The organism is Clostridium sp. Marseille-P3244, from assembly GCF_900120155.1.
Classification (GTDB): Bacteria; Bacillota; Clostridia; order Lachnospirales; family Lachnospiraceae; genus Mediterraneibacter.
In genome coordinates, this window is record NZ_LT635549.1 from 2372196 (window position 1) to 2398524 (window position 26329).

Consider the following 26329-nt stretch of genomic DNA (forward strand, 5'->3'; position numbering starts at 1 on the left):
GCCTCCTTTTCTGCTATGCGTTATTTTTCTGTGCCTGCGCCGCGCTCAGCGTATATTTTGTTACTACCTGGCCGCCCAGCAAGTGAAGACGCAGCACCTCCAGCGCTTTCTCGGGAGTCATCTTCACGTAAGTTACTTTTTCTTTGCCCGGTTCCATCACTTCCACGATAGGCTCATACTGGCACAGTCCGATACATCCGGTCTGTGATACGCTGATCTTCTCGCTTAAGTTCTGTTCCTGGACCGCGTCAGAAAGCGCGGTCAGCACCGGTCTTGCTCCGCTGGCAATCCCGCAGGTAGCCATCCCCACGACCACACGGGTCTGGTTCTCATTCTCTGCGCGGACTCCAACCTTGCCCTGCATGCTTTCTCTGATCGCACGTAATTCTTCAAGAGATTTCATATAATCCTCCTCTTACAAATCAATCTTTCTTATATATCTGCTCCTCCATCTGTCTCCTCTTTATTAGTTACCAGATATTCCCTGATAAACGCCGATACCTCCGGCTCGGAAAGATCAATGCCTTCTCCCAGTATCTGGCGCATCTGGCGGGTATCCAGCACAAAACTTTTCTCAGCATATTCATATGTATACCTGAAATCGGTCTGTCCATTGAATACGATCAGTGTATGGATGGTGGAACTGATATCGCCCAGCGGCATCCTGTCGATATGGGACAGGCCGAATACCGCCTTTACTGTAGTTCCTTTACCTTTTTCTGAATCAATCCGGAAGCTGCCCCCTGTGCTCTCCGCGGCCTGTTTGAAAAACGGGACTCCCAGTCCCACCTTCCTTGTGGTCCTCGTAGTATAAAAGGGATCCTGCACGCTGACTGCCTGTTCCGGAGTCATGCCGCAGCCGTCATCTTTGATGATCACGGTCAGCATATCCGTCTCCGGCTGCACCGACACGGTGATCTCCACCAGTGACGCTTCAGCGCGTATGGAATTTTCCGCTACATCCAGAATATTCAGAGATATCTCCGGCATCATAGCTTATTCGTATTTTGCCAGAATGCCGTCCAGATCGTCCACTGTGAGCCGGCCGTAGACTTCGTCATTGATCATCATGACCGGAGCCAGACCGCAGGCGCCCACGCAGCGGCACGCATCCAAAGAAAATTTTCCGTCCGGTGTACACTCTCCGCCTACGATCCCGAGCTTTTCCATCAAAGCATTATAAATATCTCCCGAGCCCTTCACGTAACACGCAGTGCCAAGACAGACAGAAATCCTGTATCTGCCCTTCGGGTTTAAGGTGAACTGCGAATAAAATGTCGCGACACCGTAAATTTTCTCCATGGGGATCCCTGTCTCATCCGAGATCATCTTCTGAACTTCGATTGGAAGATACCCGTATATATCCTGTGCTTTCTGCAGGATCGGCATCAAAGCACCCTTTTCATCCTTGAGATCAGCGATCACTTTCATAAGTGCTTCTTCCTGTTCTTTTGTCCCGGAAAATGGAACTGTTCCTTTCTTAGCTGCCATTCTTCAACCTCCATTTCTCTCCTTTGTCAAACTGCTGACAACAATAAAAAACGGCCGTCAGTCGACAAAGTATATTTTGTGCTCATAGAATATATGATAACACAAGATATTACAAAATTCCACCTATTTATGAATAATTTTTTGTGAATTTTATACGAGGACAGAAAATGATCTATGGTTAATTTTCTGACAAATTATCCTTTCTTTATGTGCCAGATATGCAATACTCCCGATTCATTGCTTTTTCAAAATGCAGATGTTATACTAACGGAAAGTAATGATAATCCATGTTTCGATTTCAGGAGGATTTATGAAGATCAGAGAAATGAAAGAAATTCTGGACGCTCAGTTCCTGTACGGGGAGGAACTGGCTGATCTGGACGCGGAATTCGTCTTTTCCGCGGACATGATGAGCGATGTACTGGCATATGGAGGGAAATGTTCTATCCTGATGACCGGGCTGTGCAACCCTCAGGTGGTTCGCACCGCGGAAATGCTGGACATTGTCTGTATCATTTTTGTCCGCGGAAAAATGCCGGACGAAAATATGCTTGCGCTGGCGATGGGAAAGGGGATCGCCATCCTTGCCACAGAGCATTATATGTTCACGGCATGTGGCATGCTGTATGAGCACGGACTCAGGGGAGGTGCCTGAATGAGCGATGAACTGATGTTTACCTACACTGTGGACGGAGAAGATTTCACCCGCGCGGGAGAAGCCAGCAGCAATGTGAAGAACAAACTGAAGATGCTGGGCGTAGGCAGTGACGTGATCCGCAAAGTCGCTATTGCGATGTATGAGGGCGAGATCAATATGGTCATCCACGCGGAAGGCGGCATGATCACGGTCACTGTATCTGACGATGACATTACCATGGTGCTCGCCGACAAAGGCCCCGGCATTCCGGATATTGAAAAGGCCATGCAGGAAGGTTATTCCACCGCCCGTCCGGAGGTCCGCTCTCTTGGATTCGGAGCCGGCATGGGACTTCCCAATATGAAACGGTACACAGACGAGATGGAGATCGATACCGTGATCGGCCGGGGAACTACCATCACGATGAAGGTGTATCTTTGATCCTTTCCGTCTCTGCCCGCTGTTTTTCCTGTGATTCCATCTGTGTTAAGGAGGCACTGTAATGGACAAAAATAAATTTATGCGATCTGTGCGCCTGAAGGAATCATCCTGCCAGGGCTGTATCAACTGCATCAAATACTGCCCGACCCAGGCCATCCGGGTGCATAACGGCAAGGCCCACATCATAGACAAGTTCTGTATTGACTGCGGCAGATGCATCCGTTACTGTCCGCATCACGCCAAGATCGCTGTCTATGATCCGCTTACTGTCATCAATAATTTCAAATATACGGTCGCTCTTCCGGCGCCCTCACTCTATGCCCAGTACAACAATCTGACCAATGTGGATATCGTGCTCAACGCCCTCCTGAAGCTGGGGTTTGATGATGTATATGAAGTAAGCGCCGCGGCGGAACTGGTCTCAGAGGCATCCAGGGAATACATAAAAGAACATATGGAGGACGCGCCTTTTATCAGTTCGGCCTGCCCTTCTGTCATCCGGCTGATCCGGGTGAAATTTCCCTCTCTTATCTCCCGTCTGCTTCCCATCAAGGCACCTGTGGAAGTGGCGGCAGAGATTGCCAGGGCAAGGGCCATGAAAAAGACCGGACTGAAACCGGAAGAAATCGGGATCATCTTTATCTCTCCCTGTCCCTCCAAGGTCTCCTATGCCAAATCCCCTCTTGGCATTGAGAAAAGTAATATTGACAACGTGATCGCCATCAAGGATGTCTATCCGCTTCTGCTGCCCCATATGAAACATGACGAGAGCCAGCTGAAGCCTTTGTCCAACTCCGGGCGTATCGGTATCGGCTGGAGCAACGCGGGCGGAGAAGTCGGAGGGCTGCTTGTGGACAATTATCTGGCTGCGGACGGCATTGTCAATATTCTGCGTGTTCTGGAAGAACTGGAGGACGAGAAACTCCACGGACTCACCTTCGTGGAATTAAGTGCCTGCAACGGCGGCTGTGTGGGAGGCACCCTGACGGTAGAGAATGCCTATATCGCCACCACCAAAACAAAACGCCTTGTAAAATATCAGCCGGTCTCGAAAAATCACCTTTCGGACAATCCTGAGGCGGAAAATATCTATTGGGCCGACAATGTAGAGTATGAACCGGTTTTCCGGCTCGGGAATACCTTTAAGGAAAGTCTGAAGATGATGAATGACGTGGAGAAACTCACGGCAAAATTCCCCGGTCTGGACTGCGGCTCCTGCGGAGCACCCACCTGCCAGACACTGGCGGAGGATATCGTGCGCGGAGACGCCACTCCCAATGACTGCATTTATGTGCTCCGGGCCAATATTGCGGAGCTGTCCGGGAAAATGGAATCTCTCATCAGAAACCGGGAAGACAAAAAACCTTTGAATGAAAATGATTCCAGGCTCCTCAACTCCTACATACAGACACTGACAGCGGAACTTGCCGCCTTCGGTGTTCCTGAACAAAACAGAAAGGACGGTGCGTCAAAGGATGAAACTTGAAAAAATCCTTCATCTCCCAGAGTATCAGGCTCTTGTAAAAGGATCCCCTGACCGGGAGATTTCCCGTGTCTTCTGCTGTGACCTGCTCAGCATCGCCATGAGCAAAGCTCCCGCGGACGGCGTGTGGGTAACGGTGATGGGAAACAAAAACACACTGGCAGTGGCCTCCCTTGCGGATGTCGCCTGCATCGTACTGGCCGAGGGCGTCTCCCTTGATGAGAAGACGCTGGAAAAAGCGGAGGAAGAAGGGATTGCTATCCTTTCGACAGAACTTCCGGTTTTTGAGGCCGCCCTCAGGATCTATCAGGAAGGAGCCCTATGATCCCTCTGTATTATGACCTTCATCTTCATTCCTGTCTGTCTCCCTGCGGAGATGACGACATGACGCCGGCAAATCTTGTGGGGATGGCGGCGGTCAAGGGACTGGACGTGATTGCCCTGACCGACCACAACAGCTGCAAGAACTGTCCCGCTGCCATGTATCACGGCAGTGTTTACGGTGTCACTGTCATCCCCGGTATGGAGCTGACAACAGAAGAAGAAGTGCACGTCATCTGCCTTTTTGCAGATCTTGATCGTGCACTTGCTTTTGATGCCTTTATATACGAAAGACTTATGGCCGTTCCCAACCGGGAGGATATCTTCGGGAAACAGCAGATCATGGATGAAAAAGATCAGGTCACAGGATCTGTGGAACATCTGCTGATCAATGCCACTTCCGTGTCTTTTGATGAAGTGTTTTCTCTGGTAGATTCTTACGGGGGCATCGCCTATCCGGCTCATGTGGACAAAACTTCCACAAGTTTGATCTCAAATCTGGGCTTTGTCCCGCCGGAGAGTACCTTCCGGTGTGCGGAATTCCACGACTTTAAAAATCTGCACCGGATGCAGAAGGAACATCCGTACTTTTCTCAGTGCAATGTGATCTGCTGTTCTGACGCCCACTATCTCGCGGACATCCATGAACCGCAGTATCAGATCTGGTCACGCTCGAAAGATCCTGAGGATGTCCTTCAGGCGCTGTCGGGGCGCTGACGGTCCTCTCGATCTTCTCTCTTACTGCTTTCACAAGTCCCGGATCTTTTCCACCTGAATTGATCGCCACTACCACATCCTCTGTCATTACGACCGATGGAAAATAGAAATCACACAGTGTATGGTCATCCGCTGTGTTCACAGGGATCTTTCTTTCCCTGCAGTCTCTCCATACCTTGCGGTTCACCGTCCGGTCATCAGTGGCGGCAATGACAAGCTCTGCTCCTTCCAGATCTTTTTCCTCATATTTCCGGATCACTGTACGGATCTTTCCTGACTCTCTCAGGCTGTCAAATCCTGAGCACAGAGAGGGTGAAATGACACACACATCTGCTCCAAAACGCAGAAGTGTGTTCACTCTTCTCAAAGCGACGTTCCCTCCCCCGATCACGGTGGTCCTTTTCCCGGAAATATCTATAAACACAGGGAAATATGGATGCTCCATCACTGCTGCCTCCTCCTGTCCTGCTCCTCCTCAGACTCACTCATATACAGAAGCGCGTTGCAGATGCAGGCGGCAATATTACTTCCGCCCTTTCTCCCTCTTGCCACGATATAAGGAGTATCTTTCAGTTCCAGTATCCGCTCTTTGGCCTGCACCACATTCACGAATCCCACGGGAGCACCGATGATCAGACGGGGCGTCAGGCCTTCCTCCCTGATCAGCTCATAAAGACGCAGCAGAGCCGTGGGGGCGTTGCCCACCGCGAAAATGACATCTCTTTCGAGCGCTGCTGCCTTATCCATACTGGCTGATGCTCGGGTAGTCCCTTTCTTTTCCGCCATTTCCCTCACGTCAGGATCCGCCATGAAGCAGTGGACTTCTCCCCCGTACCGGGCCAGCTTTTTCTTATTGATCCCTGCCCGTCCCATCTCGGTGTCCGTCACGATCCAGCATCCCTTCCGGATTGCCTGGATCGCCTTCTCTACAGCGTGTTCTGAGAATACAAGATTATCCGCGTAGTCAAAATCCGCGCTTGTATGGATGCAGCGTTTTACGATGGGTTCTGTCCCCGGGATCAGTCTTTTCTCTCCCAGCTCTTCCGTGATGATCTCAAAACTTCTCTTCTCGATCTCTGAGGGAAGTATCTTCTCCGTCTCCCATGCCATCTCTTTATTTGATCCTCCTCCCAATTCCGCACACAACCTGATCTACCCGTTCTGCCCGGCCGGCCAGCTCACTCATTATCCGTCCCGTAGTCTCCCGGTATGACCTTTCAAACGCGTTTGTGGGCACAAGTCCACATCCGATCTCGTCGCATACGATGATAATATCTCTGCCATTTTCTTCAATTGCGTCCAGCAGTTCTTCCTTTGTCCGACCTTCTTTCATCCACCTTCGGATAAAAAGATGGAAATGTTCGATCGCCGTACACATCCGGATCTCCTCAAGCGGACAGGACGCTCCGTCTGTCCATATCCTTCCCGGACAGATCGTGTCCGCGTATCTTTTTTTCCCCTGGAACGCGCCTCCGGTTACGATCTTCAGAGTGGTTTTTTTATTTTTTTCTGTATTTCTCTGTTCTTCCGGATCCTCACTGTCTTCCTCCATGCCGGATACCGGGCATCGGACCCCATAGACGATCCGGGTCACACGATCCGCCATCTGCGCCAGATTCCGGTTGATCTGCCCCAGTACCCTCTTGTACTCTTTCATCTCTTTGGAATCCATGACAGATTCCGCAAACACATCATTGGTCACCACCACCACATACGCGCATCTTTCCTTCAGAAGCCGGATTCCATCTGTGATCGCCTCCACTGTATTCTTTCCGGCGCCTTCCTCCATGTACATTTCATTTGCGGTCAGGTTTGAAATGCATTCCAGCAGGACGCAGGACCCCTCCGTAACCGGGCATCCGGGCCCGGACAGATGCTCTTCCAGTCCCGTATACCATTCCAGAGTATGAAACCCTTTTCCGTCTCTCTGTTTTCTGTGTGCCGCGATTTTTTCTTCTGTCTCCTCCCCATAATGTCCCATTGAAGCGATGTAATAGAGAGAAGGTCTTTTCCGGGTATCCTCCACTGAAGTACAGATGCTTCTGTACACCGCGCAGATCAGGTCCTCCGCGTACGCTGATTTTCCACTTCCACTTCCCCCTGATACAAGTTCCATCATGATCTGTCTTTTCCTTTCTGTCGTAAATTTTTCTGTCACAGATTTTCTTTCTGCTGTTCTTTTGTCATCACGCCGGCAGATATTATCCGATATCTGCCTGACGGTAATCCAGGGCGCCGCTGGCCGGAATCCGGCCAAGTCCGGATATTTCCGGATTTACGAGATTGACCCCTTTCATACAGTAAAGAGGAATGATATAGAACTGTTCTCCCACAGCCAGCTGTTCGGCCTGGTGCATAAGACCGGAGCGCCGTACGGGATCTTCTTCCGAATCGGACTGTTTTACAAGAGCGTCATATTCTGCGTCCCGAATACCGCTGCAGTTATAGGTACTGTCAGACAAAAGCATGGACAGATAAGTATAGGGATCCGCGAAATCTGCCGTCCAGTTCATACGGCACAGGTCAAAATCGCCGGACCACCGTGTACTGTAGTTGGCCTGCAGTTCCTGGGCGTTCAGCCGGATCTCTATATTCAGATTCTGCTTCAGCTGTTCCTGTATGACCTGGGCTGTATCGGAATCCATCTCCAGCGTGGGATAGCTGTATGTAATCTCCGGAAATCCCTCCCCGTCCGGATATCCGGCTTCTGCCAGAAGCTCCCTGGCCCGTTCCACATTTTCCTCAAAAGGCTGGTCTGCACCCTCCGTAAAATAGGTCCCTGTGCTCTTGTCCTTCATGTATTTTGACACAAGATTATAGGTGGGTTCTGTATCCGCCCCCACTTTCCGGCACAGATCCTCTCTGTTGATCGCCAGATTGAACGCTTCCCGCACACGGACATCGTCAAAAGGCTCTGTCTCCAGATTAAAATAAATATACCGGGTGGCGATCTGTTCGGTCACCATCAGATCCTCCTGTCCCTCGTACAGATCCATAACTGTGGAGGGCAGCGATGTGGCCACATCTACCTCTCCTGTCTCGTAGGCAGCCAGCATGGCCTGAGAATCTTCAAAGAAACGGTAGGTGATCCGGTCCAGCTTTACCTTGTCTTTGTTCCAGTAATTTTCATTTTTCTTCAGGACAAAATACTGGTCCGGCACATACTCCTCCAGACAGAAGGGGCCGTTTGAAAGACTGGTGGCCGGATCCCGGTCCCATCCACTGTCCGCGCTTTCCGCATATTTTTCGCAGGACGGCATATACACCGGCAGCCGTAAAAGATCAAGGAAATACACACAGGGCTCTTCCAGACGAAACACCAGAGTGTAGTCATCCGGCGTCTCCACGCCAAGACTTTCCATATCTGTCTCCCCATTATAGATTGCTTCCGCGTTCTCAATGGGAAACAGATAGACCGCGTACCCGCTGCCGGATGCCGGATCCAGCGCCCGCCGGATCGTATTGAGAAAATCTCCTGCCCTCACCGGCGACCCGTCAGACCAGAGGGCATCTTGTCTTAAGTGGAAAGTCCATACTGTAGAATCATCGCTGACCTCATAAGATTCTGCGGCCCGGTATTCGATCTCCCCGTCTTCATCGAATGTGAGCAGCTCATCCAGAGCGCTGGCCGAATATGACAGATAGGTCAGCGCGATCGTCCCGGCAGGGTCAAGGCCTCCTGTCTCGCTGCCCATGGCCACCGTGATCTCTTTTTCTCCATCCTCCGGGTTTATCCCCTTCCCGGAATCACTAAAACCGCACCCTGAGAGCGACACTGAGCAGGAGAGGACAACTGACAGGAACAGGCAGAGAATCATTCTCTTTTTTTTCTTCTGGCCGGTGTATCGTACAATCATTTGTTTTCCTCCTTATATCTGTGATGTCATCCTGTAATTCGCGGAGCGTTTTCCGCTGTGTTCCTCTGAATAAAGGAAACAGGATACACTCCTGCCGCCAAACGTATAGATGCCCGGCTGCTGAGTCCGACAGCAGTCCATTGCATATCCGCACTGATTTGCAAAAGGGCAGCCATCCGTCTGACCCGCCCCGTTCCCGGGAAATCCCCTGCTCTCATTCTCCCTGGAAGGCACGCTCTTCATTCTGCCGGCTCTCAGTGGATCAGGTTTCGGCGCCGCCTGGATCAGCATCTTTGTATATGGATGCCAGGGATCAAAACAGACCTCCTTTGTTTCTCCACACTCCACCAGCCGTCCCATGTACATAACTCCCGTCCACCCGCCCAGACGGCTTACGGTCTGTATGTCATGGGAGATGAAAAGGCAGGCGATCTTCCGTTTTCTCTGCAGATCCATGAGAAGTTCAAGAATCTGTACTCTGGCGGAAGGATCCAGGGAAGACAGCGCCTCATCACAGATCAGCAGCTCCGGCTCTACGATCAGCGCTCTTGCGATCCCAAGCCGCTGTCTCTGTCCGCCGGACAACTCCCACGGATACCGGTCTGCGTCTCTCCGGTCCAGCCCTGCAAATTCCAGCATCTCTTCCACCTGTTTCCTGCATGCCCTCCGGTCTCTTTTCCGATAAGCGCCCAGAGCTTCTGTCAGTGTCTCTCCTGCTGTGAGCCGTGGATTGAGGGATGCATAAGGATCCTGAAAAACCATCTGTATCTGCGCAGTATTTTCTCTGCCTTTTTCTGATGTAAGGCTATGATAGAGGATCTGCCCGCTGTCCGGCCGCAAAATCCCTGACAGGATCCTGGCCAGAGTGGTTTTTCCGCTTCCGCTTTCTCCCACCAGCGCGAACATCTCTCCCCGGCGGATCTCCAGAGATACGTCCTGAAGGCCCTCCCCGGCCTCATATTTCTTTGTCAGATGGCGGATCTTCAGAAACAGCTCCCGCTCTTCCGCCGGCAGCGCATAGTTCCTTCCTCCTGCGTCTCTTAGCAGCTGTTTCGTATACTCCTGAACCGGGCTGTAGAAGATGTCCTCCACGGATCCAGACTCGATCAACTCTCCGGCACGCATTACGCAGACCCGGCTGCACAGAGACGCTGTCACGCCCAGATCATGGCTGACCAGGAGCAGTCCCGCCCCGGTCTCCAAAACCACCTGCCTCAGCAGAAGAAGGATCTGGGCCTGGACTGCCGTATCCAGAGCGGTGGTAGGCTCATCCGCGATGATCAGCTCCGGTTCACAGGCCAGGGCGATGGCGATCACTACCCGCTGGCGCATCCCTCCGGACAGCTGGGAGGGATACTGTCCCATCCGGAGTTCTCCGTTTCGTATACCTGCCAGATCCAGCAGCTCCAACGCCCGGCGCCGGGCTTCTTTTCTGCCGTATCCCCGGCGCGTCCTCAGCGTTTCTGTAATCTGAACGCCGATCTTCATGGAAGGGTTCAGACAGTTCATGGAGTCCTGGAAGATCATGGCTACATTTTTCCCCGGCTGCGGAATCTCTCCACAGATCTCCATCTTTGCTGCCGATACCTGAGCTTTTTCTCCCAGCAGGCCCATTACAGCCAGCATAGCGGTGGTCTTTCCGGACCCGGATCCGCCGACGATGCCCACGGTCTCTCCCTTGTCCACGGAAAAGCTGATCCCCCGCACCGCAGGGATCTTTCCTGTGTCTGTATGATATTGTACTTTCAGATCCTGTACTTCCAATGCCTTCATTGTCGTTTCTCCATTGCCGTGGCCACACCGTTAAGGGCCAGCATCATCGCGCACAGTACCACAAGCGGCCAGATCATCTGGTAAGGATACAAAAGCATCTGGCTTCTGGCCTCCTGAATGATCGTGCCCAGGCTTGCCGCCGGAGCTTCCAGCCCCACACCCAGGAAGCTTAAGAATGCCTCCGTAAATACTGCCTGAGGAATCAGAAAGAGAAAATTCACGGCGATGGGCCCTGCCGCATTTGGCAGAAGGTGGCGCAGCAGGATCCGGTATCCGGGGATCCGCTCCATCTTCGCCGCAGCCGCGAAATCGGTCGTCTTCAGCCTCAGGATCTCCCCTCTCACCGTCCGGGCCATCCCGATCCAGCCGGACACACACAGTCCCAGAATAATGCTTCCGGGGCCTGAGCCCGCCGCCTGGGAGATCAGGATCACATACAGCATGGACGGAATGGAGTCGATGATGTCCGCCGCCCGCATCAGCAGCATGTCCGTTCGTTTTCCCAGATATCCGGCCACCGCGCCGTATACGATCCCGATTCCCCCGTTGATTCCCGCGCTGACCGCTCCGATGAACAGGCTGATACCCGCCCCGTACCAGACCCGGGCAAACAAGTCCCTACCCAGTTTGTCCGTCCCGAACCAATGGGCCAGGGACGGTCCCTGATTCCGGATCTCCCCGTTCTGTTCCGAGAAAGACCAGGGACAGAAAAGAGGGACAAGGACCGCCAGCAGGATCCAGACGGCAAGGATCGTATAGCCGGTGATCTCCGCTCTGCTTAATTTTTTCATCCGTATTCTCCTCAGCCCGGTCATCTGCGTTCCCTCCTGTAAGATCTGCGGATCTCAGGCGCGATCCAGGCGCAGAGCAGATCAGCAGCCAGATTCACCAGGATCACCACGGTTCCCATAAACACCGTCAGTCCCAGGATCAGCGTATAGTCCCTGTTGGTGATGGAGCTGACGAATTCCCTCCCCAGGCCCGGGATCGTAAAAATGCTCTCCACCGCAAAGCTGCCGGTGAGCATGGCTGCCGACGCCGGACCGATATAGTTCAGCGCCGGGACCCACGCATTCCGGAGCGCATGGACCAAAACGATCCGCCTTCTGCCCAGTCCTTTTGCCCGGGCAAACAGGGCATATTCCTTTTTCAGCTCCGTTCCCAGGGCATTTCCGGTCAGCCTTGTGATCACCGCGGCAGGATATGCCGCCAGCGTAATAACAGGCAGGATGTAATGCGCGGGACTTAGAAGCCCGGAAGCCGGAAGCCATTTTAACTTCATGCTGAAAAGCAAAAGCAGCAGGATCGCAAGGGCAAAATTGGGGATCCCCGCCGCTGCCATCCCGCTTATGGAGACCGTCTCTTTTACCGCTCTTTTTTTCGACACCGCCAGCAGGATGCCCAGTCCGGTCCCGATGACCACTGCGACTGTAAGGGCCAGCATGCCGACAGAAAAGGTAAGGGGCCAGGCCCGTCCGATGATCTCTGTCACCTCTGTCCCCGGATCCTGGTAAGAGATGCCCAGATCCCCCTTAAGCAGTCTGCCCATATAGGACAGATACTGCTGTGAGAGAGGCGCATTTAACCCATATTCTTCTTCCACAGCCTCCACTACCTCCCCGGATACGCCGCCATTCTGGAAGGGGCTCCCGGGAAGCAGGCGCACAAGGAAAAACGTCACGGTGGCAAGGACAAAAAGGGACACAATGCCTGTCAGTATTCTGTTGATCGTATAGCGCGTCATTTTCATCCACTCCTTGTCTGCCTTGGGCCTGTATCTTCCGTAAAAAACCAAAATTCCGATTTTCTGCTACCGGATCAGCGCATGGCTGAGGATATAAAATTCCTCCTGACTGGGCTGAACCTTTTTTTCCATTTTCTCAAGACTGTCGTCGAAACGCTGTGCCTGGTCCTCATCGATCTCAAAGGCAGGACTCTGGTAATAGATCCATTTTCTTCCGTCCAGCGCGCCTTCCCTCAGCTCTTTGACCAGCATGGCCGCCGGCCAGGTACCGTCTTCCAGGCATACATTATATTTTCTGCAGCTTTTGAATCCCCGGCTGACATAATTTCCGGGATTACCGAAGATCACGATCACATCATAACCCAGGGCTGCCGCCTGTTCGAAAGAATACTCCATCAGGCGTTTTCCGTGACCCTGCCTCTGATATCCCGGACGGATGCTGACCGGTCCGAAGGTCAGGATCTTCTTTTCATTTCCCTGTTCATCCACAAGCCTGGCTTTTGTATACATGATATTCCCGATGATCTGCTCTCCGTCAAGAAGGACAAGATCCAGTTCGGAGATAAAGTCTTCGTGTCCCCGGATCACATGAGCCAGATAGTGTTCCGTGCAGCCTGGCACGTACAGATTATAGAAAGCCTCCCGGATCATCTTCTCCACTGCCTCATAGTCCTTTTCCGTCTCCCTGCGTATTGTCAGAGTCTTATTCATTGTACCCGCCTCCTGTTCTTCCTGTTTTCTGCGGCACCTCTTCCACTGGTTCCGCAACGTCCGCCGTCTGGAACCGGATCACCCTGGACAGGTCTTTTACATCCAGTTCCACCTGATACCCTACTTTACCGGCGCTGAACATGATCCGCTCCTGCTCCCTGACAGAAGCATCGATCACTGTGGAAAACTGTTTCTTCATCCCGATGGGAGAGCATCCCCCGTGGATATAGCCTGTCAGCGGCAGCAGCTCCTTTGAACGGATCATCTCTATGCTTTTCTCTCCCACGCTCCGGGCGGCTTTTTTCAGATCCAGCTCCCGGTTCACCGGGATCACGAACACGTAATTCGTCTTCGACTTCCCTACAGTGACCAGAGTCTTGAATACCATATCCGGATCTTCGCCGAGCGCCCTGGCCACTTCCAGTCCGCTGACGGCCCCGGTATCCGTATAATTGTGGCTGACGTAGGGGATCTTTTTCTGATCCAGAATACGCATTACATTTGTCTTGTCATTCTGCTTTCCCATAACTTTCTGCCATTCCTTCCATAAATGTATCACAATTCCTCTGTAAATGTATCCATCAGGCTGCCGTATCCATAATAATCCACTACATATTTCAGCCCGTCCACTACTTCCTGCCTGGAATAATCATGCGCCTCCAGGAATTCATCCGGCTTTGCCCCCAGCTGCTCGTAGAACATCAGGCACAGCTGAAAATACGCCCGGCTGTCCGGATCCAGTCCGTCCACCAGCATATTTTCCGCCTCATTGATGTCTCCCCGGTCGATCATATCCTTCAGCCTGACAAACGGCTCCATCATTTCCGCAGGTACCGCAGTGTCCTCTTCCCGGTCGATATCCTTGTTAAAGATCAGCCTGACCAGCGTGCGGATCCATTCGTGGACGATCCGCATCACATAATCCTTTTCTTCCAGCATTCCGCGTCCTCCTTACTTCTTTCCCGCCCGTACCATGAGCATCATGGGCCTGCGCATTTCATCCTTCATCTCGGGAAGATCCCGCATCGCCTCCGAAGGCTGTGCCTCTTCCACCGCCTGAATGTCAAAGCCGCATTCCAGCAGACCACCCAGGATCTGGGTCAGTGTATGATGCTGTTTCTCCACCTGACAGTCAAGGAAACGGGTCACCCTCCTCCCGGGATAAAAATAATCATCCACCGGCCAGTACAGCAGATCCCCTCTATCATTCCGGATCCAGTCCTGTCCCGGAGCCGACGTGAACACCGGATGTTCTATGTTGAACAGAAAGACGCCGCCCGGCTTTAATGTCTGATGGACCTTCCGGTACACACCTTCCAGATCTTCCACATAGTGAAGGACCAGATTGGACACTACCAGATTCCAGCGCTCTGCCGGATAATCGTATTCCTCCAGACTGCACACCCTGTAGGTGATCTTCTCATGAGCGCAGCGCTCTTTGGCTTCCCGGATCATCCGGTGACTGGCGTCGATACCCAGGATTTCCACGGCACCCTCTTCCGCCGCGTACCGGCAGTGCCAGCCGTAACCGCATCCCAGATCAAGGACCCGTCTTCCTTTCAGGGAGGGAAACATCTTTTTTAACTGATGCCATTCCCCCGCTCCTTCCAGCCCCTGCCTGCTCCTGGACATCCGGGCATACTGTTCAAAAAATTCTTTTCCGTCGTAGACTGCTTTGTCATGAACTTCTTTCATGATCCTTCTCTCCCGAACATTTCAATGATTTTATCTGCCACCCCGTCTATGGTCGCCTCCGCCGCCGTCACTGTACGCATGCCGTATCTCTCTGCTGCCCAAGCGGTCTGTTCTCCGATGCACACAGCCTGGATCTGACGCAGAAGATCCGGCTCCTTCACGGCCCGGACAAAGCCTTCCACGGTGGACGCGCTTGTAAAGGTCACTGCGTCGATCTCCCCGGAACGCAGCAGAGCCCCCACCTTCCCACTCAAAAACGGCGCTGTCTCATACTCCGTATGGTAGAGGGGCACATCCTGAACCGTAAGTCCCGCTTTCACAAGAGGGGGGATCAGTTCCGGGGAACCCTTTTCTGCCCGGGCCACAGTAACATAGCTTTCCCCGGCCGCCTGCCGGGCAATAGCCTCACCCAGCGCCTTTGCGTTGTATACATCCGGGATCACATCCGGAAAGATTCCCCGTTGTTCCAGCGCTTTCCCGGTGCCCGGGCCGATGGCCCCGATCCGGATCCGCGTTTTTCTTCCAAACAGATCCCGCAGATCCAGCTTCCGTTTTTTCATCTGTTCAAAAAACATCTCCACGCCTGCCGGACTGGTAAATACCAGCCACTCTTCCGGAGTCCGGGTCCCCAGCCGCTCCAGGGCAGTGTCCAGATCTTTGTCAGATTCCACGGGTTCTGTCCGGATGGAAGGCATCTCGATCGCCTGGGCTCCCAGTTCCCGCAGCCGTCCTGCAAGGGCGGCGCTTTGCTGTGCCGGTCTGGTAATAAGGAACTGCCTTCCTCCCAGGATCCGGTCCCCGGCCCAGTGAAGCTTTTTCGAGAGCCGGCACACTTCTCCCACAAGAACAATGGACGGAGTGCCGATCTTCTCCCGGTCCGCTTTCTCCTTCAGAGTGCCTAAGGCGGCCGTCACGATCCTCTGCCCGGCGGTGGTTCCTTTTTCCAGGACAGCGGCAGGCGTATTTTCATCCATCCCGGCCTTAAGAAGTCCGGACAGGATCTCTTCCATAGAGGCCACGCTCATAAGGAACACCAGCGTTCCTTTCATCCGCGCAAGAGCAGGGAAATCAATGTCCGGCTTCCCATCCTTCTTCCCGTGTCCCGTGATCACATGGAAAGAGGAGGCATAGTCCCGGTGGGTCACCGGAATGCCCGCATAGGCAGGCACCGCCACCGCGGATGTGATCCCGGGGATCACCTCAAAGGGGATCCCTTCCCGTGTCAGGATCTCCAGCTCCTCTCCGCCCCGCCCGAAGACGAAGGGATCTCCTCCCTTGAGCCGGAGCACCTGCTTTCCTTTCCCGGCCTCCTGCACCAGGATCCGGCTGATCTCCTCCTGAGGAACGGGATGGGTCCCGCTCTGTTTTCCCACATCTATCGTCTCTGTACCGGAAGGGATCTGGCTTAAGATCTCCGCGCTGATGAGGGCGTCGTAGACGATCACATCGGAACGCCGGATCAGCTCCATGGCCCTTAAGGTCAAAAGACGGACATCCCCCGGGCCGGCCCCGGCGATCCAGACTTTTCCGATCTTTTCCCCGGTCCCCTTTCCTGCTTTTTCTGTTATATTGTCTCTCGTTTCCTCTGTCATACCGGCTTCCTCTCTCCTTCCCCTTTCAGAAGCGAGAGGGCAAGGCTTTCTCCCGCCTGCGCCGCCTGTTCTGCCGCTGCATGTACGGTTCCCATCCGCAGCTCCTTTTCGCCCTCTTCGCAGTACATTCCGGTGAGCATCACCTCTGCCCCTTTCACAACGGCGTAAGCCGCGTTGGGAGAGGTACAGCCTCCGCCCAGCGTGCGTATGAACTGCCGCTCTGCCGCCGCAGCCGTATGGCTGTCAGGATCGTCCAGCCGTCCCAGCAGCGCTCTTAAGGCTTTGTCCTCCCGCCTTCCCTGCACCGCGAGGATGCCCTGCCCCGCCGCGGGAAGCATCTCGTCAAGAGAGAGATATCGCCCGATGAGTGATTCCATCCCCAGCCGCTTCAGGCCGGCAGCAGCCAGTACCGTGGCGTCATATCCCTCTGTCTCCAGTTTCCGGATCCGGGTCTGGACGTTTCCCCTTATCCCCCGGCAGACACATCCGGGGAAAATCCGCTCCAGCTGAAGCGCCCGCCTCCTGCTGGATGTGCCGATGACAAAAGATTCTCCGGGACGGAAGCCTTCCCCCGCCCCCTCTTTTGATCCGGCCCGGTACAGGAGCACGTCCCGGGGATCCCCTCTTCTGCCAAAGGCAAGGATCGGGAGAGCTTCATTTTCTTCCACCGGCATGTCTTTCAGACTGTGCACGGCCAGGTCGATCCTCCCGGAGGCAAGCGCCTGATCCAGCTCCTTTACAAACAGGCCTTTTCCTCCGATCCGTTCAAGACTCTGATCCAGGATCCGGTCCCCCGCGGTCTTCATGGTAACGATCTCCACCCGGATATCCGGCCGTTCTGCCCGGATCAGATCCCGGATGATCTCCGTCTGCCTTACGGCAAGTGCACTTTCTCTGCTTCCGATCCTTATTACAGACTGCATGGCGCTTCCATTCCTTTCTCTATGATCCGGTACACTGCCTCCATATCCAGGTTCTCCCGGATGATGTCTGCCAGCTGTTCATACTGTTCCTCCTTGTGGGCTTTCCAGTCCGCCGCCTGTATCTTCGACGGATCCAGCCCCTTCTCGCTCAGCAGTCCGGCCACGAAGCCCTCCGCCGCCTCTGCCGAGTCGAAGATCCCGTGGACATAGCAGCCGTATACACTGCCGCGCTGGGCGCCGTCCACGCCGCATCCCTGCCCTTTCATATCGAGGAGCGGATGTGCCCCGTCTTCCGGAGTGGTCCTCCCCATGTGGATCTCATATCCTTCATACTCTGCCCCGCTTAATCCGGACAGGATCCCGGACAGCTTCCGGAATCTTCCCTGCACTCTTGTTCTTTTCTTTTCCTGCGTGAACACAGTGGATACCGGGAGCAGCCCCAGCCCGGCCGTCTCTCCTGAGTGCTCCGCCCCCTGGGGATCTGCGATCTTCGTCCCCAGCATCTGATAGCCTCCGCAGATGCCAAACACGGTCCTGCCCTGCTCCGCATGGCGCAGGATCTTCGCCTCCAGTCCGTTCTGCCGCATCCAGAGAAGATCTCCGATGGTGTCCTTTGTTCCCGGGAGGATGACCGCGTCAGGAGCGCCGAACTCTTTGGCGGAAGAGACGTATCTCACCCGGATCTGCTCCACGGCCTCCAGAGGGGCAAAATCGGTGAAATTGGAGATCCGGGGCAGCCGGATCACCGCCACATCCACAAGGAATGACTCCCGCTGCCTTTTGAACCGCTCGGACAGACTGTCCTCCTCGTCCAGGTCCAGATGAAAATAGGGGATCACTCCCAGCACCGGTATTCCGGTCCTCTCTTCCAGCATATCCAGCCCCGGCTTTAAGATGGAGCGGTCGCCCCGGAACTTGTTGATCACGGTCCCCTTGATCCGGGCCCGTTCATCCCTTTCCATCAGCTCCGCCGTCCCCAGAATCTGGGCAAAAACGCCGCCCCGGTCGATATCTCCCGTCAGAAGTACCGGCGCGTCCAAAAGCTCTGCCAGCCCCATATTTACGATGTCATCCTGCCGCAGATTGATCTCTGCCGGGCTTCCCGCCCCTTCAATGACGACCACATCGCACCGGTTTGCCAGCTTATGATAGGCGTCCAGGATCCAGGGAATATACTCCTTCTTCTTCCTGTAATATTCCACCGCGGACATCATCCCCACCGGCTTTCCGTTTAAGATCACCTGGGATCCTGTGTCACTGGTGGGTTTTAACAAAATGGGATTCATGGCTGCCTCCGGCTCGACCCCGGCGGCTTCAGCCTGCATCACCTGTGCCCGCCCCATCTCCAGCCCGTTGGCTGTAATGAAAGAATTGAGCGCCATGTTCTGGGATTTAAAGGGCATGACGCGGTACCCGTCCTGCAGAAGCACCCGGCACAGCCCGGCTGTCAGAACGCTCTTTCCCACATTTGACATGGTTCCCTGTATCATGATCGGTCTGGCCATTCTGCACGCTCCTTTCCGCCTGTGTTCTCTCTTTCACCGGCTTCCCCGGCAGGGTGCTCCTGAAGAATCTCCTCCAGCGCCTTTAACAGCCGGCCGTTCTCCTGTTCTGTGCGCACCGCGATCCGGTACCAGCCTTTCCCCAGCCCCCGGTAATCGGAGCAGTCACGGATCAGGATGCCCCTCTGTGCAAATTCCCGGAACAGGTCATATTCGCTGTACAGAAGGATATAATTGGCCTGGGAGGGAATATAGTCAACCCCCAGTCCGGCCAGGGCATTTTCCAGTCTCTGCCGCTGCTCTCGGACCAGCACTCTTGTCCGCTCCACTCTCCCGTCATCCTCCAGCGCCGCCAGGGCGGCCTCCTGGGCCGGGACTGACACGCTCCAGGGCTGGGAGGCGCCTTCCATCCGTCTTATAAGATCCGGATCCGAAGAGATTCCGTATCCCAGCCGCAGTCCGGGCATGGCATGGAGCTTCGTAAAGCTTCTCAGGAGAAACAGTTTCCGGAAACGAGGAGCCTCTTTTCTGAGAGAGAAGGACTCTTCCTCCGGGAGGAACCCCATGAAACACTCATCCAGGACAAACCGGATCCCCAGATCCTCACACCGCTCCGCCGTCCGGACCAGGATCTCTCTTTTTGTCACCCGGCCTGCCGGATTGGAAGGCGCGCACAGAAAGAGCATGTCCATCCCCCCGTCCAGCCTGTCCGGAAATTCCTCCGTGATACAGAACAGATCCTTTTTCTCCGTCTCATAATACTCGATCCCGCAGCCTGCCGCCTGAAGAGCTTTTTCATATTCAGAAAACGCAGGGACCGCTACAAGGGCCCTCTTTGGCTTCTCCGCCAGCGCCAGAGTATAGATCAGGTCTGCCGCCCCGTTTCCGAACAGGAGAGAACCGCCGGGCACATCCAGCTTTTCTGCCAGCCTTGCCCGAAGTCTCCGGCACCTGATATCGGGATAGGCCTCCATGTGCCGCACCCCTTCCTCTGCCGCGCGCAGCACCCTTCCGGAAGGCCCCAGAGGATTTACGTTGACCGAAAAATCCAGCATGCCCTGATAGGTATAAATATCTCCTCCGTGTACCGTTCTCATCGGTTCTTCCTCCCTGTTTCCGCCGTTTTACATCAACAGCCCTGCCGCCGTCCGGATCCCTCCGAACACGGCCAGCATCAATACCGCTGTCACATACATCAGACGTCCTGCCCGGGGAATATCCTCCGGCTCAATGGGCCGCAGGGCATCCCCGATCTGTTCCTTCTGATATCGTTTTCCGAAATAAAAAGCGTCTCCCGCCAGCCTTACGCCCAGCGCCCCGGCACAGACAGACTCTGTCTGCGCCGCGTTGGGGCTGGCGTGTTTTCTCCGGTCCCTCTTCCAGATCTTCCGGGCGCCTTTTCCGTTCATCCCGGTCAGATACGCCGCCGCGATCATAAACACCGCGGTGACCCGGGCCGGGATGTAATTGAAGAGATCATCCATCCCGGCGGGAATCCGACCGAACCGAAGATATCTGTCATTCTTATATCCGACCATGGAATCCATGGTGTTCACTGCCTTGTACAGAAATCCCAGCGGCGCTCCCCCCAGCAGCAGGAAGAGCAGAGGTGCCGTTACGCCGTCAGACGTGTTCTCCGCCACCGTCTCCACGGCTGCCCGGTTCACTTCCTCCTTCGTCAGGTTCTCTGTATCCCTTCCCACGATCATGGACACAGCCCTGCGGGAGCCTTCCAGATCCCCGGCCTTCAGCCTGTCATATACTTTCATGCTCTCGTTCCACAGACTGCGCGCCGCCAGGATCTGATAACACCAGAACGCCTCCAGGGCAAAACACAGGGCCGGATGGACCCGACGGGCCCCGTACAGGATTCCCAGCGGAATAAGAAAAAAAGTCCCCGCCACCAGGATCCACATCACAGCGCCGGCCGCGGCAGGATGGCTTCTCCCGGGGCCTCTTCGCAACAGGGCCTCTAAAGCTGAGATCTCTTTCCCGATCAGCCGGACCGGATGGTACAGCCAGACCGGATCTCCCAGGATCAGATCCAGGAGAAATCCTGCGGCACAGGCCGCAGATACAATCAATCCGTCATTCAATCCTTCCGTCTCCTTTTCTATCCTGTAAGCACTGCCCCCGCCAGCATGGCCAGCTCGCAAAGCTGCAGAAAATATCCTGCCAGATCCCCTGTGGTTCCTCCAAACTGCCGTCTGCAGAGTCCATAGTAATACACGTACACCGCCCCGGCAAGAGCCAGCATCATGCATCCCTGCCTCCAGTCCGCAAGGATCATTCCTGCCGCGCCCAGAAGGAGCCAAACGGCAAGGATCAGGCGGACCGTTCCTTTCTGCGCCTTTTCCTGGAAGGTCCGCAGCAATCCCCGTTTCTTCGCGGGAGGAAAACTGACTGCCGCGATCCCGCTCAGCGCCCTGGATACCGGAAAGATCAGGGCGGTCAGGATCAGGATCCGCCGCGGATCTTCCTTTCCCGGGATCTCGCTTAAGAGGGCGAAGACGGCGAGGAAATAGCAGCACAGTCCGATCACGGCAAACGCCCCTGTATGCGGATCCTCCATGATGGCAAGTCTGCTCTCCCGGTCTTTGTGGGAGCTCAGCGCGTCAACGGTATCGGCGAATCCGTCCAGATGGATCCCTCCGGTGACCGCTGCGGGGATCAGGGTCATCACCGCAGCGAAAAGCAGCGCTCCGGCTGTGGTATATTCCAGGATCAGACTTCCCGCCAGAAGCTCTGCCGCGCCGATGAACACCCCCACTGCCGGGAAGAAACCCATCGCATACTTCATATTTTTTTCCTCCCACTCCACTCTGGGCACCGGAATCCTGGAATACATAGAAATGGCCACTGCCATCGCCTTTAAGATCGTCATATCCTGCCTCACCTGAATTCTTTATATTCTTCGATGTGGATGTCCGCAAATGTCGCCATCTCCCGGTAAACGGACAGCCCCATCTCCAGAAGCGGCAGTACAGCCACCGCGCCGCTGCCCTCTCCCAGCGTCATGTTACAGTCAAGGAACGGGGACAGCCCCAGCGCGTCCAGAACCATCCCTCCTGCCGGTTCCCCGGACCGGTGGGACGGCAGCATATAATCTGCCGCGTCCGGCGCCATCCGTGCGGCGCAGAGAGCGCCCACCGAGGAGATAAATCCGTCGACCACCACGGGAATGTGGTATATGGCGCCGCCCAGAAATACTCCGGCCAGTCCCGCAATATCCAGTCCTCCCACCTTTGAGAGCACATCCAGGACATCTTCCCGGCGGGGTTGGTGAAGCCGGATGGCCCGGCGGATCGTTTCCGTCTTTCTGCGCAGTCCCTGGTCACTCAAACCGGCCCCCCGGCCTGTCACTTTCTCCGGATCACAGTCCAGCAGGACAGAGGCCACGGCGCTGCTGGTGGTGGTGTTCCCGATGCCCATCTCCCCGGTGGCCAGGATGTCATATCCCTGCTCCGAGAGTTCTCCGGCCAGCCGGATCCCGGTCAGAACGGCCTGCTCTGCCTGCTCTCTTGTCATGGCCGGCTCCCGTGCCATATTCCGGGTGCCGAAGGCCACCTTATACTCCGGCTTCGTAAGCCCGGGCACATCCACTGCCATGCCGATGTCCACGGGAAAAAGGTCCGCCCCCGCCACTTCAGACATCATACACACGCTTGCCGCATGCCGCGTGAAATTTTCCGCCACGACAGCCGTTACTTCCTGTCCGGTCTGGGTCACTCCTTCTTCCACCACCCCGTTGTCCGCGCACAGGATCACCAGTCCTTTTTTCTTAAGCACAACATCCGCAGTTTTGCGGATACCGGCGATCCGGATCACCGCGTCCTCCAGCTTCCCCAGGCTGAACAAAGGCTTTGCCACCGATTTCCAGCGCTTCCCGGCCTGCTCCATGGCGGCCGCATCAGCGCCTTTGATCTTTCCCAGTATTTCTTCCAATTTCATCTCAGTACCTCCCCGGACAGCCTGTCTTCTCCCTGCCATCCCTTACGCTCTGTCTCCATGTCCCGCACCGGCCGGCAAACCGGCCGGCGAAAGCGGGAAGAGACGGAAGATAAAGGTGAGGAAATCCGGCGAACAGATTCCCTTCTGCCCGGATACATCGCCAGCTTCGCCTCCCGTCCGGCTTTTCGGCTACACAGCTTTTCGCTTCGGCGGTGCTGTCCCAATAGTGGAACTCATGTCCCCGGATTGTCTCCCCCGGCAGAAGATAGCTTTCGGTACCTTCTGCCTCGGATTCCCCGGAAAGTCGGATCTTCACATATCCGAACTGCTTCAGGCCCGTCCCGGGATAAGCGCTGCCTTTTACCACGCCCGCCATGGGCCAGTCCCGGCCCTCTCTGTCCCGGATCGTCTCGTGAAGATACAGATATCCTCCACATTCCGCCAGACAGGGCATTCCGGCCCCCAGAGCCTTCCGGACGTCCCGGAACATCTCTTTTCTCTCTGACAGTTCCCGGGCGTACAGTTCCGGATATCCGCCGCCCAGGATCAGCCCGTCCAGATCCTCCGGCAGCCTGTCATCTGAAAGCGGACTGAACGGGATGATCTCACAACCCAGACTGCGGAGCAGTTCCAGATTTTCCGGATAGGAAAAGCAGAATGCCGCATCCCGGGCCACGCCGATCCTCAGGCGATCCGGCCGGATGGACGGGATCTTCCCATCTTTTGTATCCCTGCCCTTCTCCTCTGTCCTCTCCCGGCACTTTCCGATGGCGTTCTTTCCGCCTCCGGCATTTCCCGGGTATCCCGCCAGTTCCAAGATCCGGTCCAGTTCCACAGTTCCCGAAAGAATCTGGCCCGCCCGGGCCATCTGTTCTTTCAGGCTGCGGATCTCCTGAGGAGTCACCAGCCCCAGATGACGGCTCTCGAAATGAAAGGCCTCATCCGTCGGGATCCGGCCCAGCACCGGAATCTTATACCCCATCCGGTCCAGTTCCCTCTCCAGCATGGACTTCATTCCAGGATAACGGGCTTCAGAGACCTGATTTAACAAAATACCTTTAATGGAACTGTCCGGCCGGTGTCCGGCCATGCCTGCGGCCACTGCCGCAAGGGAGAGCGCCGCTCCCCGGCAGGGAAGGATCAGTATAACAGGCAGTCCCAGAGTCCGGGCCATATCGTAGGAGCTGGCTTCCCAGGAGTCCACGGACAGGCCGTCATAATATCCCATGACTCCCTCCGTAATCACCAGATCCGCCCCGGTCCCGTGACGGACGTATCCTTCTTTCAGCTCCTCCCTGCCGGAGAAGAACAGATCCAGATTTCTGGAATCCAGTCCCAGCACTTCCCGGTGGAACATGGGGTCAATATAGTCCGGACCGCATTTGCACGCCTTTACCTTCAGTCCCCGGTCCCGGAAAGCCGCCATCAGGGCACAGGATACCGCCGTCTTCCCGCTCCCGCTGGCAGGCGCCGCGATCAGGAAACCCGGAACCGCCGCCCCTGTATTGCTGTCCTGTGTCCTCATTCCTTTCCACCTCCCGCGGAAAAGATATAAACCGGATTCATTCCCGTCATCAGATGATGCGTTCCTGCCTGCCTTGCCCGTGAGACGGTCATCTGGGTGACTTCCAGCTGTTCCAGAAGTCCTGCCTTCTCCGCCTGCATTACCTCCTCCACAGTCTCCAGAGAAACGGCATTGATCACGATCCGGGCCTGTGGATTTTTCCGCCGCACTTCCTGAAGGATCTCTCTTAACCGGCCGGAGCTTCCCCCGATAAACACATGGGTGGGCGGCTCCACATCTCTCAGGGCTTCCGGAGCTTCTCCCTCTATGATACGGATTCCGTCTGCCCGAAACTTCCTTCGATTCTCCTGCAGGAGCCGGACCGCTTCCGGGACTTTTTCCACCGCGTATACCCGGATGCACTCCCCTGACAGGGCGGCCTCCACCGAGACAGACCCGGTGCCTGCCCCTACGTCATAGACCACTGCCATATCCTCCAGTTCCAGCCGGGCGATGCTGACCGCCCGTACCTCTTCCTTGGTCATGGGCACGTCCCCCCGGATGAACTCCCGGTCCCTTCTGTGAGGGCCGCGGCGCAGACAGGGAGACGGATTGATGACAAAGACAGCGCAAAGTCCGTCCAGATCCTGTTCCCGGAAATCTCCCGGATGCCCGGACAGGATCTGTTCATCCGGATAGGCAAGCCTTCTGCCCACATACAGGATCACGTCCCCGAACCCGTATTCCCGCAGGCCCTCCAGCAGTCTTTTTCCGGAATCGCTGCCGCCCAGCAGCAGAAAGGTTTTGCTGTTCTGATCCACCATGCGGATAAAATTCCCCTCGGTTCCGTGAAGACTTGCCAGAACCGCGTCTTCCCAGGAGATCCCCAGCCGGGCTGCCAGATAAGCAGGCGTGGAGACTCCCGGAATAATCTCGGTCTCAAACCGGTCCGGCCGCCGGAAGAACGCTTTTCTTAACTTTTCCGCCCCGCTGAAAAATCCCGGATCCCCGGACAGGAGCACAGCCGCGTCCCGGTATTCGCCGTGTGTTTCCAGGAAAGAAACGATCCGGTCTGCCCGGTATTCCTCAAACTCCGGTTTCCGGGGCAGCTCCGGGATCTGCCGGGCGCACTGGAGCATCCGTCCGGCTCCGATCAGGCAGCTGCTCTCCCGGATCCTTTTCTCCGCCTGAGGCGTCAGCAGATCCGGCGTTCCTGTTCCGATCCCGATCAGGGCTATTTTCTGTCTGTTCTCATACATCTTTGTACCCCCTGGGCGTCACCATTCTTCCCTCCAGTTCCACTGTGCCGGAATTCCCGATGAATACCGTGGTAAACATATCTGCCGGTGTGTCCCTCAGCTGTTCCAGCGAAAGGATACGGCAGGACTCCTCTTCTCTTCCGATATTCTGCACGATCCCGCAGACATTCTCCGGCTTCCGGTACTCCAGAAGGATCTCACAGGCTTTTCGCAGATGATCTGCCCGCCTTCTGCTGGAAGGATTGTACAGGCAGATCACAAAATCCGCCCCGCCGGCCGCCCGGAGACGTTTTTCTATCACTTCCCATGGCGTCAGCAGATCGCTCAGGCTGATAACCGCGAAATCATGCATCAGCGGTGCTCCTAAAAGCGCCGCTCCGCTGATGGCCGCCGTAACCCCCGGTACGATCTCGATCCCGATCCCGGGATAGTCCCTCCCAAGAGCGCAGATTAGCCCTGCCATACCGTACACGCCTGCGTCGCCGCTGCACACCATGGCCACGTCGACACCCTTTTTTGCCTCCTCGAAAGCCATGCGACAACGCTCTGTCTCCCTCCGCATGGGAGTGCTCAGGAATCGTTTGTCCGGGAACATCTCCCGGATCAGATCAATATAAACCGTATACCCGATAATGACCGGACAGTGTTCCAGCACTTCTCTTGCCCGGACCGTCATCTCATCCGGGGCTCCGGGACCCAGGCCCGTCACATAGATCTTGCTCATTGTT

At 55.4% G+C, this 26329-nt stretch carries 28 protein-coding genes and 1 pseudogene; 5 read left to right on the forward strand and 24 right to left on the reverse strand.

Annotated elements, in window-relative coordinates; translation table 11 throughout:
• Positions 1 to 13: 13 nt before the first annotated feature.
• From BQ7367_RS13075 to BQ7367_RS13085, 3 genes are read right to left on the reverse strand one after another with little or no spacing between them, the layout of a single operon-like run.
• The gene (locus BQ7367_RS13075; protein ID WP_072525836.1) at positions 14 to 403 is read right to left on the reverse strand and encodes a (2Fe-2S) ferredoxin domain-containing protein; all 390 of its coding nucleotides are present in this window, start codon (positions 401 to 403) and stop codon (positions 14 to 16) included.
• A gap of 29 nt (positions 404 to 432) precedes the next feature.
• On the reverse strand, positions 433 to 993 hold the full coding sequence (locus BQ7367_RS13080; RefSeq protein ID WP_072525837.1) for an ATP-binding protein: 561 nt from the start codon (positions 991 to 993) through the stop codon (positions 433 to 435).
• 3 nt (positions 994 to 996) lie between these two features.
• Positions 997 to 1491: an NADH-quinone oxidoreductase subunit NuoE family protein gene (locus BQ7367_RS13085; protein ID WP_072525838.1), complete on the reverse strand. Its 495-nt coding sequence runs from the start codon at positions 1489 to 1491 to the stop codon at positions 997 to 999.
• Positions 1492 to 1801: 310 nt separating this feature from the next.
• On the opposite strand from BQ7367_RS13085, the gene BQ7367_RS13090 reads away from it, so the two are divergent.
• The 5 genes from BQ7367_RS13090 (at position 1802) to BQ7367_RS13110 (ending at position 5090) form a co-directional block, all read left to right on the forward strand.
• Positions 1802 to 2146, forward strand: a complete 345-nt coding sequence (locus tag BQ7367_RS13090) for a DRTGG domain-containing protein (RefSeq protein WP_072525839.1) — start codon at positions 1802 to 1804, stop codon at positions 2144 to 2146.
• Positions 2147 to 2569, forward strand: coding sequence for an ATP-binding protein (locus tag BQ7367_RS13095; protein WP_072525840.1), 423 nt, complete (start codon positions 2147 to 2149; stop codon positions 2567 to 2569).
• A gap of 61 nt (positions 2570 to 2630) precedes the next feature.
• A complete protein-coding gene (locus BQ7367_RS13100) occupies positions 2631 to 4055 on the forward strand; it encodes a [Fe-Fe] hydrogenase large subunit C-terminal domain-containing protein (RefSeq protein WP_072525841.1) in 1425 nt (474 codons plus the stop codon).
• The gene (locus BQ7367_RS13105) at positions 4045 to 4377 is read left to right on the forward strand and encodes a DRTGG domain-containing protein (RefSeq protein ID WP_072525842.1); all 333 of its coding nucleotides are present in this window, start codon (positions 4045 to 4047) and stop codon (positions 4375 to 4377) included. Before BQ7367_RS13100 ends, BQ7367_RS13105 begins: the two co-directional genes overlap by 11 nt.
• Complete coding sequence (locus BQ7367_RS13110; protein ID WP_072525843.1) at positions 4374 to 5090, forward strand: PHP domain-containing protein; 717 nt, start codon at positions 4374 to 4376, stop codon at positions 5088 to 5090. Before BQ7367_RS13105 ends, BQ7367_RS13110 begins: the two co-directional genes overlap by 4 nt.
• A gap of 55 nt (positions 5091 to 5145) precedes the next feature.
• Here the strand turns inward: BQ7367_RS13110 and BQ7367_RS13115 are convergent.
• The 21 genes and pseudogenes from BQ7367_RS13115 to cobJ all read right to left on the reverse strand — a co-directional run.
• Positions 5146 to 5535 (reverse strand): annotated as a pseudogene (locus BQ7367_RS13115) (precorrin-2 dehydrogenase/sirohydrochlorin ferrochelatase family protein); the annotation flags it as partial.
• The gene (locus tag BQ7367_RS13120) at positions 5535 to 6200 is read right to left on the reverse strand and encodes a precorrin-8X methylmutase (RefSeq protein WP_072525845.1); all 666 of its coding nucleotides are present in this window, start codon (positions 6198 to 6200) and stop codon (positions 5535 to 5537) included. The pseudogene BQ7367_RS13115 and the gene BQ7367_RS13120, both read right to left, overlap by 1 nt.
• 4 nt (positions 6201 to 6204) lie before the next feature.
• Positions 6205 to 7248: a bifunctional adenosylcobinamide kinase/adenosylcobinamide-phosphate guanylyltransferase gene (locus BQ7367_RS13125; RefSeq protein WP_235837600.1), complete on the reverse strand. Its 1044-nt coding sequence runs from the start codon at positions 7246 to 7248 to the stop codon at positions 6205 to 6207.
• A 43-nt stretch (positions 7249 to 7291) separates the two neighbouring features.
• Positions 7292 to 8947 carry a peptide ABC transporter substrate-binding protein gene (locus BQ7367_RS13130; RefSeq protein WP_072525846.1) on the reverse strand — a complete coding sequence of 552 codons (1656 nt, stop codon included), beginning with the start codon at positions 8945 to 8947 and terminating at the stop codon, positions 7292 to 7294.
• Between the two features lie 12 nt (positions 8948 to 8959).
• Positions 8960 to 10720: an ABC transporter ATP-binding protein gene (locus tag BQ7367_RS13135; protein WP_072525847.1), complete on the reverse strand. Its 1761-nt coding sequence runs from the start codon at positions 10718 to 10720 to the stop codon at positions 8960 to 8962.
• Positions 10717 to 11511, reverse strand: coding sequence for an ABC transporter permease (locus tag BQ7367_RS13140; protein ID WP_072526223.1), 795 nt, complete (start codon positions 11509 to 11511; stop codon positions 10717 to 10719). Before BQ7367_RS13140 ends, BQ7367_RS13135 begins: the two co-directional genes overlap by 4 nt.
• Before the next feature lie 20 nt (positions 11512 to 11531).
• A complete protein-coding gene (locus BQ7367_RS13145; protein WP_072525848.1) occupies positions 11532 to 12464 on the reverse strand; it encodes an ABC transporter permease in 933 nt (310 codons plus the stop codon).
• A gap of 66 nt (positions 12465 to 12530) precedes the next feature.
• The gene (locus BQ7367_RS13150; RefSeq protein ID WP_072525849.1) at positions 12531 to 13175 is read right to left on the reverse strand and encodes a GNAT family N-acetyltransferase; all 645 of its coding nucleotides are present in this window, start codon (positions 13173 to 13175) and stop codon (positions 12531 to 12533) included.
• On the reverse strand, positions 13168 to 13701 hold the full coding sequence (ybaK, locus tag BQ7367_RS13155) for a Cys-tRNA(Pro) deacylase (RefSeq protein ID WP_072525850.1): 534 nt from the start codon (positions 13699 to 13701) through the stop codon (positions 13168 to 13170). Before ybaK ends, BQ7367_RS13150 begins: the two co-directional genes overlap by 8 nt.
• A gap of 29 nt (positions 13702 to 13730) precedes the next feature.
• The gene (locus BQ7367_RS13160) at positions 13731 to 14114 is read right to left on the reverse strand and encodes a DUF6483 family protein (protein WP_072525851.1); all 384 of its coding nucleotides are present in this window, start codon (positions 14112 to 14114) and stop codon (positions 13731 to 13733) included.
• Between the two features lie 12 nt (positions 14115 to 14126).
• A complete protein-coding gene (locus tag BQ7367_RS13165; RefSeq protein WP_072525852.1) occupies positions 14127 to 14870 on the reverse strand; it encodes a class I SAM-dependent methyltransferase in 744 nt (247 codons plus the stop codon).
• On the reverse strand, positions 14867 to 16462 hold the full coding sequence (gene cobA / locus BQ7367_RS13170) for a uroporphyrinogen-III C-methyltransferase (protein WP_083588946.1): 1596 nt from the start codon (positions 16460 to 16462) through the stop codon (positions 14867 to 14869). Before cobA ends, BQ7367_RS13165 begins: the two co-directional genes overlap by 4 nt.
• A complete protein-coding gene (hemC, locus tag BQ7367_RS13175; RefSeq protein WP_072525853.1) occupies positions 16459 to 17385 on the reverse strand; it encodes a hydroxymethylbilane synthase in 927 nt (308 codons plus the stop codon). The genes cobA and hemC overlap by 4 nt, the downstream gene beginning before the upstream one ends.
• The gene (locus BQ7367_RS13180; RefSeq protein WP_072525854.1) at positions 17373 to 18890 is read right to left on the reverse strand and encodes a cobyric acid synthase; all 1518 of its coding nucleotides are present in this window, start codon (positions 18888 to 18890) and stop codon (positions 17373 to 17375) included. The genes hemC and BQ7367_RS13180 overlap by 13 nt, the downstream gene beginning before the upstream one ends.
• Complete coding sequence (locus tag BQ7367_RS13185; RefSeq protein ID WP_235837601.1) at positions 18872 to 19984, reverse strand: pyridoxal phosphate-dependent aminotransferase; 1113 nt, start codon at positions 19982 to 19984, stop codon at positions 18872 to 18874. Before BQ7367_RS13185 ends, BQ7367_RS13180 begins: the two co-directional genes overlap by 19 nt.
• A gap of 27 nt (positions 19985 to 20011) precedes the next feature.
• Entirely contained in the window at positions 20012 to 20983 is a 972-nt protein-coding gene (cbiB, locus tag BQ7367_RS13190) for an adenosylcobinamide-phosphate synthase CbiB (RefSeq protein WP_442855389.1), read from the reverse strand.
• Positions 20984 to 21000: 17 nt separating this feature from the next.
• The gene (locus BQ7367_RS13195; RefSeq protein ID WP_072525855.1) at positions 21001 to 21771 is read right to left on the reverse strand and encodes an adenosylcobinamide-GDP ribazoletransferase; all 771 of its coding nucleotides are present in this window, start codon (positions 21769 to 21771) and stop codon (positions 21001 to 21003) included.
• An 8-nt stretch (positions 21772 to 21779) separates the two neighbouring features.
• Positions 21780 to 22838 (reverse strand): nicotinate-nucleotide--dimethylbenzimidazole phosphoribosyltransferase, encoded by a 1059-nt coding sequence (gene cobT / locus BQ7367_RS13200; protein WP_072525856.1) that lies wholly within the window; start codon positions 22836 to 22838, stop codon positions 21780 to 21782.
• A gap of 1 nt (position 22839) precedes the next feature.
• Positions 22840 to 24363: a cobyrinic acid a,c-diamide synthase CobB gene (locus BQ7367_RS13205; protein ID WP_072525857.1), complete on the reverse strand. Its 1524-nt coding sequence runs from the start codon at positions 24361 to 24363 to the stop codon at positions 22840 to 22842.
• Positions 24360 to 25601: a bifunctional cobalt-precorrin-7 (C(5))-methyltransferase/cobalt-precorrin-6B (C(15))-methyltransferase gene (locus BQ7367_RS13210; protein ID WP_072525858.1), complete on the reverse strand. Its 1242-nt coding sequence runs from the start codon at positions 25599 to 25601 to the stop codon at positions 24360 to 24362. The genes BQ7367_RS13205 and BQ7367_RS13210 overlap by 4 nt, the downstream gene beginning before the upstream one ends.
• The gene (gene cobJ, locus BQ7367_RS13215; RefSeq protein WP_072525859.1) at positions 25594 to 26325 is read right to left on the reverse strand and encodes a precorrin-3B C(17)-methyltransferase; all 732 of its coding nucleotides are present in this window, start codon (positions 26323 to 26325) and stop codon (positions 25594 to 25596) included. The genes BQ7367_RS13210 and cobJ overlap by 8 nt, the downstream gene beginning before the upstream one ends.
• Positions 26326 to 26329: the final 4 nt, after the last annotated feature.

Excerpts from the sequence above, each read along its gene's own strand:
- BQ7367_RS13085 (WP_072525838.1), bottom strand. The coding sequence starts at position 1,491 with ATGGCAGCTAAGAAAGGAACAGTTCCATTTTCCGGGACAAAAGAACAG.
- cobT (WP_072525856.1), bottom strand. The coding sequence starts at position 22,838 with ATGAAATTGGAAGAAATACTGGGAAAGATCAAAGGCGCTGATGCGGCC.
- hemC (WP_072525853.1), bottom strand. The coding sequence starts at position 17,385 with ATGCAGTCTGTAATAAGGATCGGAAGCAGAGAAAGTGCACTTGCCGTA.
- BQ7367_RS13185 (WP_235837601.1), bottom strand. The coding sequence starts at position 19,984 with ATGAGAACGGTACACGGAGGAGATATTTATACCTATCAGGGCATGCTG.
- BQ7367_RS13105 (WP_072525842.1), top strand. The coding sequence starts at position 4,045 with ATGAAACTTGAAAAAATCCTTCATCTCCCAGAGTATCAGGCTCTTGTA.
- BQ7367_RS13120 (WP_072525845.1), bottom strand. The coding sequence starts at position 6,200 with ATGGCATGGGAGACGGAGAAGATACTTCCCTCAGAGATCGAGAAGAGA.
- BQ7367_RS13150 (WP_072525849.1), bottom strand. The coding sequence starts at position 13,175 with ATGAATAAGACTCTGACAATACGCAGGGAGACGGAAAAGGACTATGAG.
- cobA (WP_083588946.1), bottom strand. The coding sequence starts at position 16,462 with ATGACAGAGGAAACGAGAGACAATATAACAGAAAAAGCAGGAAAGGGG.
- BQ7367_RS13160 (WP_072525851.1), bottom strand. The coding sequence starts at position 14,114 with ATGCTGGAAGAAAAGGATTATGTGATGCGGATCGTCCACGAATGGATC.
- BQ7367_RS13100 (WP_072525841.1), top strand. The coding sequence starts at position 2,631 with ATGGACAAAAATAAATTTATGCGATCTGTGCGCCTGAAGGAATCATCC.
- BQ7367_RS13135 (WP_072525847.1), bottom strand. The coding sequence starts at position 10,720 with ATGAAGGCATTGGAAGTACAGGATCTGAAAGTACAATATCATACAGAC.
- BQ7367_RS13205 (WP_072525857.1), bottom strand. The coding sequence starts at position 24,363 with ATGAGGACACAGGACAGCAATACAGGGGCGGCGGTTCCGGGTTTCCTG.
- BQ7367_RS13130 (WP_072525846.1), bottom strand. The coding sequence starts at position 8,947 with ATGATTGTACGATACACCGGCCAGAAGAAAAAAAAGAGAATGATTCTC.
- BQ7367_RS13140 (WP_072526223.1), bottom strand. The coding sequence starts at position 11,511 with ATGAAAAAATTAAGCAGAGCGGAGATCACCGGCTATACGATCCTTGCC.
- BQ7367_RS13165 (WP_072525852.1), bottom strand. The coding sequence starts at position 14,870 with ATGAAAGAAGTTCATGACAAAGCAGTCTACGACGGAAAAGAATTTTTT.
- BQ7367_RS13075 (WP_072525836.1), bottom strand. The coding sequence starts at position 403 with ATGAAATCTCTTGAAGAATTACGTGCGATCAGAGAAAGCATGCAGGGC.
- cobJ (WP_072525859.1), bottom strand. The coding sequence starts at position 26,325 with ATGAGCAAGATCTATGTGACGGGCCTGGGTCCCGGAGCCCCGGATGAG.
- BQ7367_RS13145 (WP_072525848.1), bottom strand. The coding sequence starts at position 12,464 with ATGACGCGCTATACGATCAACAGAATACTGACAGGCATTGTGTCCCTT.
- BQ7367_RS13095 (WP_072525840.1), top strand. The coding sequence starts at position 2,147 with ATGAGCGATGAACTGATGTTTACCTACACTGTGGACGGAGAAGATTTC.
- BQ7367_RS13210 (WP_072525858.1), bottom strand. The coding sequence starts at position 25,601 with ATGTATGAGAACAGACAGAAAATAGCCCTGATCGGGATCGGAACAGGA.
- BQ7367_RS13110 (WP_072525843.1), top strand. The coding sequence starts at position 4,374 with ATGATCCCTCTGTATTATGACCTTCATCTTCATTCCTGTCTGTCTCCC.
- BQ7367_RS13180 (WP_072525854.1), bottom strand. The coding sequence starts at position 18,890 with ATGGCCAGACCGATCATGATACAGGGAACCATGTCAAATGTGGGAAAG.
- ybaK (WP_072525850.1), bottom strand. The coding sequence starts at position 13,701 with ATGGGAAAGCAGAATGACAAGACAAATGTAATGCGTATTCTGGATCAG.
- BQ7367_RS13195 (WP_072525855.1), bottom strand. The coding sequence starts at position 21,771 with ATGACGATCTTAAAGGCGATGGCAGTGGCCATTTCTATGTATTCCAGG.
- BQ7367_RS13090 (WP_072525839.1), top strand. The coding sequence starts at position 1,802 with ATGAAGATCAGAGAAATGAAAGAAATTCTGGACGCTCAGTTCCTGTAC.
- BQ7367_RS13080 (WP_072525837.1), bottom strand. The coding sequence starts at position 993 with ATGATGCCGGAGATATCTCTGAATATTCTGGATGTAGCGGAAAATTCC.